The following is an 11,566-nucleotide window of genomic DNA, read 5'->3' on the forward strand; positions in this document are numbered from 1 at the left end:
TATAATTGCTAATTTTAATCAAAATAGTAAGTAAAATCATTTGATTAGTTAAGATTATAAAATAGGGGGGGGGATAAATATAAAGTGGCTCCGGATGCTGGATTCGAACCAGCGACCAATCGGTTAACAGCCGACTACTCTACCGCTGAGCTAATCCGGAATATTGTATAAATGAGCTGGAATTATATCTAATAATTTAATATTTGTCAATTAAATTTAGCTTAAATATAAGATATTTATTAAATTCTATAAAATTTCATTCCCGCTAAATCGCATTCTATCACTTTGCCTTGATTTATTAGGTTTTGTAAATTTATTTTTGCATTTTGCGTGAAATTATTTTCTATATCATATAGGCTTTGAGGGCGTAATTTAAGAAGCTTTTCTAGCTCATCTTGACTATAATCAAATTTAGATTTTAAGGGCATTTTAGAAGCGATATTTACCGGTGCTGCGTCTATGAAAGTAGATAGATGGTGTAGCTTTTGGCTACTTACGCCACTAGCGTTATGAGCTGGTGGGCGATCTATGGTGCTTATATCTATTCTATGGGGTGAGATCTTTTTAAAGGCTTTATTTAATGCTATAAACTCATCATCGCTATCATTATAACCAGCCACAACCAAAACTTCCATAATCAGCTCACCTTTAAATTTCATCCTAAATTCGCTCATTAGCTCTATTAGATTATCTGTATCGATCTTATCGATGCTCCTATCTATTTTGCGAAATGTCTTTGGATTAGCACTATCAAGGCTGAATTTAACAATGTCAAGCTCTAAAAGGGTGTTTGATATTTTAGGGTTTAAAACGGCACTTCCATTGCTAAGAATTAATGATTTTTGCGTAGTTTTAAGTAGATTTATTTGAGCAATTAAATTTGATAAATCGCTATATAGACTAGGCTCTCCATTAGCCGTAATAGTGATAACATCAATATCTTTAAATTCGCTAAGGGCGTCTTTTAGCTCATTTATTATCTCGCTAGTGCTTGGCTCATTTGCTATGGTGCGGACAACCTTGGCTTTAGCTAATTCGCAGTATAAGCAGTCAAAATTACAACTTTTTTGCTCTGGGCTTAAGTCAATCCCAAGTGAGCTACCAAATCTGCGGCTACTCACTGGGCCAAATATGAATTTATACTTCATTATTTTGCATATTTTGCGGATTTTTCTTGGACAGATTTGATAAAGTATTTGGCATTTTCAACTGGAATATCAGGCAAAATACCATGGCCTAGGTTAAAAATATGCCTTTTGCCACCCATAATTGATAAAATTTCATCTACACCATCATCTATCGCATCTTTGCTATATAGTCTTGCTGGTTCCATATTGCCTTGTAGGACATATTTTTTACCTAGTGAGTTTTTGACGCTTTTAAGCGGAGTGCTCCAATCCACACCCAACACATCAAAATTACCGCTAATATCTTCTAAAAATCCGCCAATCCCTTTAGGAAAGACAATCACAGCTATATCAGGAAAATTGCTTTTTAAGTAATCTACAATCTCATTAATATAGCTAAATCCAAATTCCATATAAGCACTTTTTTCTAATGCTCCAGCCCAGCTATCAAATATCTGAACGGCATTGACCCCAGCTTTAATCTGCTCTGATAGATATAGTTTGAGTGCGTTAGTTACTTTACGCAAAATAGCGTGTAAAAATTGCGGATTATCATATACCATTTTTTTGCAGATATTATAGGTTTTGGTGCTACCGCCTTCGATCATATATGTAGCTATAGTCCATGGAGCACCGCAAAAGCCTATTAGAGCTTTATCTTGTGGTAATTTTTCTCTAGTTAGTTTAATGGTATCATATACATAGCTTAAATTTTTAATAGCTTTATCGCTACTTAATCTATCTAAATCCTCCATCGTGGCAATTGGTTTAGGAAATAGCGGCCCTTCGCCTTTTACAAATTTAAGCTCCATACCCATCTCCATAGGAACAACCAAAATATCGCTAAAAAGAATCGCCGCATCTACGCCTAAAATATCCACAGGCTGAAGTGTAACCTCGCTAGCTTTTTTATAATCTTTACAAAGTGATAAAAAATCCCCCGCTTCAGACCTTACTTTCATATATTCAGGAAGGTATCTACCAGCTTGACGCATCATCCAAACTGGAGTATAAGGTGTTGGCTTACCAAAACACGCATCTATAAAAATCATAAATATCCTTTATCCTAATGTTTTGAGCTTTTATGTAAGAAATATAGACCCAAGCAAAGAGCTAAAATCGATAATGCTAAATATACCATTTCAAGCGGTGTGGTAAATTTAGCATGTAATACACGCTGAAAGAAATTTACCACTAAAACCATCACAATAACCTTACCAATCTTATCTTTGAGCTGGTCTAAACTATGAACTTCAAGCACTCTAGCCTGTCTGGAGTTTTTAATTGTATCGATTTGACTAATGAAAAGCTCATAAATTCCAAAGCTAAATATAAAAAATACAAGCGCCATCAAATATAGATCTATCGCACCGATGATAAGCCCCACGCCATCACTATGTAAATCTATACTATGATCGCCTAATACTAGGTAATTCCAAGCATAGATAAATACTTTTATAATATCATAACTAGCTACAATAAACATTACAAAAGCTCCTAGTAATCCAAATATCACAGGAAGCAAGGTAACCATTCTAGACTTCCATAAAAGCCCTTCAAATAGCCTTTCTATCTTGTTTTTTATACTATCCATTTTGCTCTTGTAGCTCTATCCATTTTTGTGCTATTCTAACCGCATTTGTAGCAGCGCCAACTCTGATTTGATCAGCTACGCACCATAGGTGAAGTATGCTCTCATCGTAATTATCACGTCTAATCCTACCCACATAAGTATCATTTGTATCACTAGCGTGGATTGGCATTGGGTATAGATTATCTTTTGGGCTATCTTGGACTACTACGCTTGGAGCGTTTTTTAGAATTTGAGTTGCTTTTTGTGCGTCAATTGCTGTTTGAAATCTGATAGTGATACTCTCGCTATGACTTCTAAGGACTGGCACACGAACGCAAGTAGCACTAACTTGTATATTTTTGTGAAGGATTTTTTGGGTTTCATTAACCATTTTCATCTCTTCTTTTGTGTAGTCATTTTCTAAAAATATATCAATATGTGGGATTACATTTAGAGCGATTTGATGCTTAAAAGCACTTGGCTCACACTCATCAAGCTTGAATTCAAAAAACTTTTGCATCTGTAAAACTAGCTCCTCCATACCCTTTTTACCAGCTCCGCTTGTAGCTTGATATGTGCTTACATCCACCCTTTGGATACCAAAGGCATCATCAAGAGGTTTTAGGATTTGAACCATTTGGATTGTGGAGCAATTTGGGTTGGCTATTATACCTTTATTATGCCACTGAGAAATATCCTCTGGATTACACTCTGGCACCACTAAAGGCACTTCTGGATCCATTCTAAAGTGGCTAGTATTATCGATAACTACAGCCCCGCTAGCCGCAGCCAGCGGTGCAAAATGAGCAGATATACTTCCACCAGCACTAAAGAATGCTATATCTATCTCATGCTCTTCAAATACAGTATCAGTAAGCTCGACAATAGGATAGCTCTTGCTTTTAAATTCAATCTCTTTCCCAACGCTTCTAGCACTTGCAAGTGGCAATATATCGCCAACTGGAAAATTCATCTCTTCTAAAACACGAAAAATCTCTTCGCCTACAGCCCCAGTAGCTCCGACTACTGCTATACTATACTTTCTCATACTACGCCTTAGATTTAAATTTAACTCGCAATTTTATCTAAATTTAACTTAATATAAGGCAAATTTAGATAGCAAGGTTATTTTTTAGCATAGATGAATAGATCTTCTTTGCTAATGCTTTTTTCTTCGCTTAATATCGCAGCACGCTCGACAATGCTAATAAGCTCTCTTATGTTTCCAGGATAATTGTAATCTAAAAGCTCTTTAATGGCCTCTTTGCTAAACTCTTTTTGGCCTAGTTCATACTCAGCACAAACTCTTTTTAAAGTCGCAGCGGCTATCCCTTCGATCTCATCTTTACGCTCTCTAAGCGGTGGAATTTTAAGCGGAATGGTATTTAATCTATAAAATAGATCTTCTCTAAACTCTCCATTAGCTACCTTTTGCTCTAAATTTGCATTTGTAGCACTAATTATCCTTACATCTATTTTGATAGGCTTACTAGCTCCTACGCGGACTATTTCACGCTCTTGAATAGCTCGTAGTAGCTTTGGTTGTAAATTTAGTGGCATTTCGCCTATTTCATCTAAAAATAGCGTTCCGCCACTAGCAAGTTCAAAAAGCCCCTTTTTAGTCGTTGTAGCATCAGTGAAGGCACCCTTTTCATACCCATATAGCTCACTTTCTAGCAGATTTTCAGGAATGGCTGCCATATTTATAGCCATTAGCGGATTATCTTTTCGTTTTGAATTTTCATGGATATATCTGCTAAATAGCTCCTTACCAACTCCACTCTCTCCCATTATCATTACGCTTACATCTGTTTGAGCTGCCTTTTTGGCGATATTTAAGGTTTTATCTAAATTTGCAGACGCTGATAAGAAATTGCTATTTTTAATCTGTGTTGTGATATTTGGCTTTTTGGTTTTTTGAGTGATTAAAGTTGTTCTTTTAATAGCTGTAGCTAAAGTGTCAATATCAAATGGCTTGGTTAGAAAGTCCTTTACTCCAAGTCTAACGCTCTCAATAGCTCTATTTAAGGTAGCATTTCCAGTCATAATTATAACATCATATTTTCCATTTAACTCTTTGATAAACTCTAGCCCATCCATGCCAGGCATATTTATATCAGTTACGATTATATCAGTATCACTACTTAACTTTTTAAGGGCTTCTGTGGCACTTTTGTATGATTTTACGCTAAATTCTTCATAATCTCCAAGAGCTATTTCAAGAGATTTTCGCATATTTATATCATCTTCTACAATTACAACATTCATGATTTACCTTATGATTTTGCTTATTGTAGCACTACCTGGCTTAAATTCCACTATAAAGCGAAGTGGAATGATGGTTAATTCTGTGGTGTAATTAGCAGAATTTAAATTAGTTATTGAATTTTCTAAGATTTTAACTTGCTCTTTGATAAAGCACTCAAATAGCTCATTTTTATGTAAATTTAAATACTCTAATGAGCTTAAATTTGATGGTTTATCAGATTTAATGGTGCAGATAATTTGCTTACTATCATAGCCCTTTACCATAGAGCTTGAGATAGCGATATTATCACTACTAATAACCCCATTGGAGACGATGAGCTTAGCCCAAAAGATAAACTCATCACTTCCAAATAGAGTATTTAGAGTAATTATTAATAAGCAAAGAGCTCTTGCCACTTTTCTTGATCTATTTTTAGCTCCATTTCAACCCTGTATAGACCATCTTTAAAATCTTGGTTGATTACTGAAGCATTTTTAATCAGTCCTAATACTCTAGCTTCGATCACAGAGCTTTGTAGCATTGCGTCTTTTACGGTCTCTTTAGCGTTGATTTTAACGCCATATAGTTTGCCAGCAAGCTGTCTATAACCATCTGTTATAGCTGAACGCTTAGCTAGAGCTCTAGCTTGAGCTGGGCTAACTGTATCCATAGGCGGAATTCCTTCTCCTACAGCCGTAAATACAGCTTCACTATCTAAATCCATAGTAGGAAGCATCTTGTCGTTTTTGATAATATCTCTAATATCATCTTTATCCACTTTTTGCACTACTACCTCTGTTGGCTGCTGATTTAAGCTAGAGATAGTATTTGCACAACCACTAAGCACCAATCCTACAATTAATACTGATAAAACTCTTTTCATACCTTACAACCTTTTAAATTGAATTCTAAATTGATTAAAGCAAATCTCATTCCACTTCTGTGATTTTAGCCATCTGTTCGGCTATAAAATCATCATCAATGATGTCAAAATCCTCATCATCGCTATCTTCTTTTGGGCATCTTGCTATGCTTACTACATCATCGCCATCTACATTTACAACGATTACGCCACTTGTATTGCGACCTGCTTTCCTAATGCTTTGCATATCTACTCTAATCATCTTGCCACTACTTGTTAGAGCCATCAAATCCATACTCTCATCTACCATTACTACGCCGACTAGATCTTTGGTTTTTGATGTTAGCTTCATACAGATTACGCCTTTACCGCCACGGCTTTGGAGTCTATATTCATCTGCGGTAGTGCGTTTGCCTATACCTTTTTGACTTACACTTAGTATCTCTTGAGTATCATTTTCTATCACTACAGCACCTACGACTTCATCGCCTTTTTCTTTAAATCTAATGGCAGTTACACCACGAGCTACGCGACCAATTTGCCTTACTTTGCTTAATGGGAATTTGATACACATACCTTTTTTAGTAACTACAAATAGCATTTTTTCATCATTTGACTCAGGCAGCTCATCAATACTATCTAAGATATGCTCTATCTCGCTCTCTTTAAGCTCAGATATGGCTTCTATATCGCTATCAACTACCTCTTCTAAGGCGTAATATCCGCTCTCTTCAACCTCATTTTCTACTACAATATCTGGATTGTTATTTAAATTTGAGCTTTCATAATCTTGGCTTGTAGCGATCACAGCAGTTACTAACTCATCATTTTCATCTAAATTTATAGCCTTTACACCAATACTTCGTATATTTTGGTATTCGCTTAAATTTGTCCTTTTTACTAATCCATTTTTGGTGAAAAATGCTAAAGATTTGGTTTGCGAAAAATCCGTAGTCGGGATAATAGCTTTTATCTTCTCATCTGGTTGGAGATTGATTAGATTGACTACTGCTTTTCCTTTGGCGGTGCGACTTCCTTCTGGGATTTTATAGACTTTTAGCCAGTATAATTGACCGCGGTCAGTTACAAACATCAGCGTATCATGACTCATACAAGTAAAGAAACTCTCTATAAAGTCATCATCATATGTAGTTACTGCTACTTTGCCCTTGCCACCACGCTTTTGCTTTTCATAATTTTTGCTTGGGACGCGTTTGATATAGCCTCTATGTGTGATTGTAACTACCATATTTTCATTTGGTATAAGATCTTCAATATCGATATCATCGTAATCATCGACTATCTCAGTAATTCTAGGGCATTTAAATTTAGACTTAATCTCTAAAAGTTCATCTCTAATGATATTTTCTATTAGCTCTTCGCTTTTTAAGATCGCATCTAATCTCTCTATAAGCTCTAAAATTTCTTTTAATTCAGCTTCTAGCTTTTCACGCTCTAAGCCTGTAAGCTTGCTTAATCTCATATCCAAGATTGCATTGCTTTGTAACTCACTTAAGCCAAATTTACTCATTAAGCCATCTCTAGCACTATTTGTATCGGCACTTGTTTTGATTAAAGCGATTACATCATCTATATTATCTAAAGCTATTTTCAGCCCTTCTAAGATGTGAGCCCTAGCTCTTGCTTTTTGCAAATCAAAGATAGTTCTTCTGATAATTACCGTTTTTCTATGATTTAAGAATAATTTTAATAGCTCAATTAGCGAAAATATCTTTGGTTCTTTATTATTAATCGCTAGCATAATCACCCCAAATGTAACCTCCATTTGGGTAGATTTAAATAGATTATTTAATACAATATCGCTCATCGCATCACGCTTAAGCTCGATAACAAGGCGAATTCCATCTCTATCGCTCTCATCACGGACTTCGCTGATGCCTTCTATTTGCTTATCTTTGACTAAATCAGCTATATCAGAGTGGAGTTTGCTTTTATTTACTTGATATGGCAATTCATCTACGACTATTACATCTTTATTTGGCTTTTTTTCTATATGTGTTTTAGCTCTTAATTTTATCCTACCCCTACCGGTGCGGTAAGCCTCCATTATCCCTTTTTTACCAAAGATTATACCACCAGTTGGAAAGTCTGGCCCTTTGATATGTGCCATTATATCTTCTAATGTAGCACTTTTATCATCTAATAAAACCAAAAGACCATCTACTAGCTCATCTAGACTATGTGGCGGAATATTTGTCGCCATACCCACTGCTATACCGCTTGAGCCATTTAGTAGTAAATTTGGCACTCTAGCTGGTAGTACATCTGGCTCGACCATGCTATCATCGTAGTTTGGGATAAAATCAACCGTATCTTTATCTAAATCTTTTAGCAGCTCTTCGGCTAAGATTGTCATTCTAGCCTCAGTATAACGCATCGCAGCAGCATTATCACCATCTACTGAGCCGAAGTTTCCTTGTCCATCTACTGCTGGAACTCTCATAGAGAAGCTCTGAGCCATTCTAACAAGTGCGTCATACACAGCTGTATCGCCGTGTGGGTGGTATTTACCGATTACATCACCTACTATACGGGCTGACTTTTTATATGGGCTGCGACTTCCTACGCCTAAATCATTCATAGCATATAAAATTCTTCTATGGACTGGCTTTAATCCATCTCTAGCATCTGGTAATGCACGACCTATGATAACGCTCATAGAGTAGTCTAGGTAACTAGCCTTTATGGAGTCTTCTACATCTATAGCCGTAACATCTTGATTTGAGTTAAAAATATTATCTTCCATTGTTTTCCTTAGAAAGTCTGGGTATTATTTTAGCTTAAATTTAATAAATATTAGCTAAAAAGGAGATATTTACTCAATTTATCTATATTTTAAAATCCTTCAAGCAAGATTAAATATAACGATTTTATAGTGTTATCATCTAAGTGGGCCGTAGATCCTGTAGATAGGAATTTCATAATATCATCTTTGTTTAATATATATTTATTAATGCATATTGGGTGAGCGGCTAAAAATGCCCTACCAAGGCTAATCTCATCGCTTAAAGGATTATCGCAGATAAAGCAGTAGTTATCTAGATGCAACCGACCTTCGAATTTCAAAATCTTAGCATACGCCTCAAGTATCACTCTAATAGGGTTTTGGCGATGAAATTTCTTCGCACAACTCTCAACTAATTCAAAATAAAACTCATCGCTATCTTCTACATCACGCAGATGATCGGCTAAAAGCCTCATAAAATTTTGCCAAATCAAGAGCTTTTCTCTATCGATTAACCAGCTAAATCCCAAATGCATAGTCGAGCGAAGGTGCGGTAAGAATGCCTTACTCTCAATTAGCTCAAAATCAAGCTTGAAGCCTTGAGTGATAATAGAGTGTCTAGCTCCATAAAATCTATAGCATTTTATCTGTTTGTGTGATGATAAAATCGTAACTAGACAATCCTCATCTTTGACTTTTTGAACCTTTAAGATATAGCCTTGCATGGATCAAAAAACTGCTCAATTTGCTCTTTCATCATATCTATTGATTGAATTTGATTTACACTAGATCTAAACTCACTAGCGCCACTAATCCCTTTGGAGTATTCGTGTAAATGCTTACGAAATATGCTAATAGCGTGTTTGCCGTAAGTTTTTAGCATTAATTCAAAATGCTCTTTTACTATCTCTTTTTTCTCATATGGGCTTATGCTTTGATTATTTTTTATCTCTTGAAATATCCAAGGTGAGCCGATACTAGCACGACCGATCATCAAGCCATCGCAATTAGTTATCTTTAAAACCTCTTTATAATTATTTATATTAATATCGCCATTAGCAATAACTGGGATATTAGTAGATGATTTAACCATTGCTATGGCCTCATAATCAACCAAAGCACTATATCCACCAGCCCTTGTGCGACCATGAACACAGATGAAATCAGCCCCAGCATTAGCTAGATCTTGTGCTATCTCATGAGCCATTTTGGTATTAAATCCTAGGCGAATTTTAACTGAAGTGTAGCGTTTATTTGATCTATTTTTGATCGTTTCTACAAGGGTGCAAAGCAGTTTTGAGTCATTTAAAAGAGCTGAGCCGGCATTTTGCTTGACTACTTTTGGCACAGGACATCCGCAGTTTAAATCTATCCCATCTATCCCATCAAATTCATTTAAAATATCCACAGCCTTCGCGATTATATCCTTTTGGCTTCCAGCAATTTGGATAATATATGGGGATTCTAGTGGGGATTTTTCGATCATTGATAGGGTCTTATCATGCTCATATACAAGGGCATTAGAGCTAATCATCTCACTAACAGTACAATCACACCCAAATCTCTTAGCTAGAGTGCGAAGTGGCAGATCAGAAAATCCAGCTAATGGAGCTAAAAATAGCGGTTTAGAGCTAAAATCTATCATTAATAAAATAGATCCGCTCTAGTGATTTTGCCGTGATCTCTTAAAAATATTAAGGTTTCTATGCGTTCAAATTTGCTATTTTCACTTGCTATAATCTCTCTTAATTGATCTATCATTCCAAAGTCATAAAGTAGATATAAATACGCTTCAAGCGCAGATGGCTCTTCATTTCTTAAGCGATCAAACATTGATATTAAAAGATCAGGCTCAATTTTGCTTTTTAAAATTTTAGCAATTTGAATATACTCATCTGAGGTAAATTTAACCTTGCTAATAGTAGCAAAAATATCATTTGTACTAATCTCAAAATTATCCTTAACATATCTATTTATTAATATAAAAATATCGCTATTTGTGTAGGTTGGATTAAATTTAGATAGCTCTAAAAATGTGCCATTTTCAATCAAAGCATTAGAAGCTGCTGATATGAGCTCATCATTTGTCTCTTTATTTGAGAGTACACTAATAGCGTATTTATAATCAGCTTTGATCTTATTTTTCTCATTTTGGATATAAAGCGGATTTGTCTTTAAAAGCTTAAATTTCTTTAATTCGCAAACCTTGCCACTTTTAACATCGCAATAAAGCTCATAAGCAAGTCTTAAATCATCATTTTGTAAATTTGGCTTACCTAAATTTAGCCATGGAGATAGCGATTTTGTAACTTCGCTAGAGGCATTGAAAATATCTGTTTTAAAATCCTTATTTGACTCTAAGCCAAGATAAATCTCTTTTGCTAAAGTGTTATAAATTTGTGCATCATTTCTCATTGCTCTACCATCTAAATAGATCTTAAATCCATAATAACTCATATGGAAAAGAGCTAAAATAGCAAATAGCACTAAAGGCAAAATCACCCAAGTTGCAATAGGAATATCAAGATTGTATCCAAACAAATTTACGGCGTAATTTTGATTAACAAATGAAAAAACAGCTAGCCAAATCAGTCCAATATAGATAATCGAATATAGAAAAAATCGCCTAGTTTTCATATTATAGCTCCTATTTTATTATCGTTTTTTCAGCAATTTCACGACATGTGATACAATATCTAGCATGTGGTTTGACCTTTAGACGCTCAATATCAATATCATCTTCACACATATCGCAAATTCCATAAACGCCAGATTCTATTTTGTTTAAAGATTGCTCTATCTCGTTTAACTCTTGTTGTTGCTTGATTGATATAGAGTGCTCTAGCTCCTCATCAGCACTAATACTAGCAAAATCAAACTCATCAGTAGCACCGCTTTGTCTAAGCCCATCAATCTCATTTGCTGCGTCATTGATGTTTTTTTGAATTTGCTCTTTTCTTGCTAAAAGCAGCTCTTTAAAATAATTTAACTCGCTTTGTTTCATATAACT

At 35.3% G+C, this 11,566-nt stretch carries 12 protein-coding genes and 1 tRNA gene; all 13 read right to left on the reverse strand.

Annotated elements, in window-relative coordinates; all coding sequences use genetic code 11:
- Positions 1 to 85: 85 nt before the first annotated feature.
- Positions 86 to 160, reverse strand: a tRNA-Asn gene (locus CSUIS_RS00830).
- A gap of 79 nt (positions 161 to 239) precedes the next feature.
- Complete coding sequence (locus tag CSUIS_RS00835; RefSeq protein ID WP_086237063.1) at positions 240 to 1,148, reverse strand: radical SAM protein; 909 nt, start codon at positions 1,146 to 1,148, stop codon at positions 240 to 242.
- The gene (gene hemE, locus CSUIS_RS00840) at positions 1,148 to 2,179 is read right to left on the reverse strand and encodes a uroporphyrinogen decarboxylase (RefSeq protein ID WP_086237062.1); all 1,032 of its coding nucleotides are present in this window, start codon (positions 2,177 to 2,179) and stop codon (positions 1,148 to 1,150) included. The genes CSUIS_RS00835 and hemE overlap by 1 nt, the downstream gene beginning before the upstream one ends.
- A gap of 14 nt (positions 2,180 to 2,193) precedes the next feature.
- The gene (locus CSUIS_RS00845; RefSeq protein WP_086237061.1) at positions 2,194 to 2,721 is read right to left on the reverse strand and encodes a YqhA family protein; all 528 of its coding nucleotides are present in this window, start codon (positions 2,719 to 2,721) and stop codon (positions 2,194 to 2,196) included.
- Positions 2,714 to 3,748, reverse strand: a complete 1,035-nt coding sequence (locus CSUIS_RS00850; protein WP_086242343.1) for an aspartate-semialdehyde dehydrogenase — start codon at positions 3,746 to 3,748, stop codon at positions 2,714 to 2,716. The genes CSUIS_RS00845 and CSUIS_RS00850 overlap by 8 nt, the downstream gene beginning before the upstream one ends.
- 77 nt (positions 3,749 to 3,825) lie before the next feature.
- On the reverse strand, positions 3,826 to 4,968 hold the full coding sequence (locus CSUIS_RS00855; RefSeq protein WP_086237059.1) for a sigma-54-dependent transcriptional regulator: 1,143 nt from the start codon (positions 4,966 to 4,968) through the stop codon (positions 3,826 to 3,828).
- Positions 4,969 to 4,971: 3 nt separating this feature from the next.
- Entirely contained in the window at positions 4,972 to 5,364 is a 393-nt protein-coding gene (locus tag CSUIS_RS00860; protein ID WP_086296740.1) for a hypothetical protein, read from the reverse strand.
- On the reverse strand, positions 5,340 to 5,831 hold the full coding sequence (locus tag CSUIS_RS00865) for an LPP20 family lipoprotein (protein WP_086237057.1): 492 nt from the start codon (positions 5,829 to 5,831) through the stop codon (positions 5,340 to 5,342). Before CSUIS_RS00865 ends, CSUIS_RS00860 begins: the two co-directional genes overlap by 25 nt.
- Positions 5,832 to 5,877: 46 nt before the next feature.
- The gene (gene gyrA, locus CSUIS_RS00870; RefSeq protein ID WP_086296741.1) at positions 5,878 to 8,577 is read right to left on the reverse strand and encodes a DNA gyrase subunit A; all 2,700 of its coding nucleotides are present in this window, start codon (positions 8,575 to 8,577) and stop codon (positions 5,878 to 5,880) included.
- An 89-nt stretch (positions 8,578 to 8,666) separates the two neighbouring features.
- Positions 8,667 to 9,281: a recombination protein RecO gene (gene recO / locus CSUIS_RS00875; protein ID WP_086237055.1), complete on the reverse strand. Its 615-nt coding sequence runs from the start codon at positions 9,279 to 9,281 to the stop codon at positions 8,667 to 8,669.
- Entirely contained in the window at positions 9,263 to 10,201 is a 939-nt protein-coding gene (locus CSUIS_RS00880; protein ID WP_086296742.1) for a tRNA dihydrouridine synthase, read from the reverse strand. The genes recO and CSUIS_RS00880 overlap by 19 nt, the downstream gene beginning before the upstream one ends.
- The gene (locus tag CSUIS_RS00885) at positions 10,201 to 11,193 is read right to left on the reverse strand and encodes a hypothetical protein (protein ID WP_086296743.1); all 993 of its coding nucleotides are present in this window, start codon (positions 11,191 to 11,193) and stop codon (positions 10,201 to 10,203) included. The genes CSUIS_RS00880 and CSUIS_RS00885 overlap by 1 nt, the downstream gene beginning before the upstream one ends.
- Positions 11,194 to 11,203: 10 nt before the next feature.
- Positions 11,204 to 11,560: an RNA polymerase-binding protein DksA gene (dksA, locus tag CSUIS_RS00890; RefSeq protein ID WP_086237052.1), complete on the reverse strand. Its 357-nt coding sequence runs from the start codon at positions 11,558 to 11,560 to the stop codon at positions 11,204 to 11,206.
- Between the last annotated feature and the right edge of the window lie 6 nt (positions 11,561 to 11,566).

Origin of the sequence: Campylobacter porcelli (assembly GCF_002139855.1) — a bacterium.
GTDB lineage: Bacteria > Campylobacterota > Campylobacteria > Campylobacterales > Campylobacteraceae > Campylobacter > Campylobacter porcelli.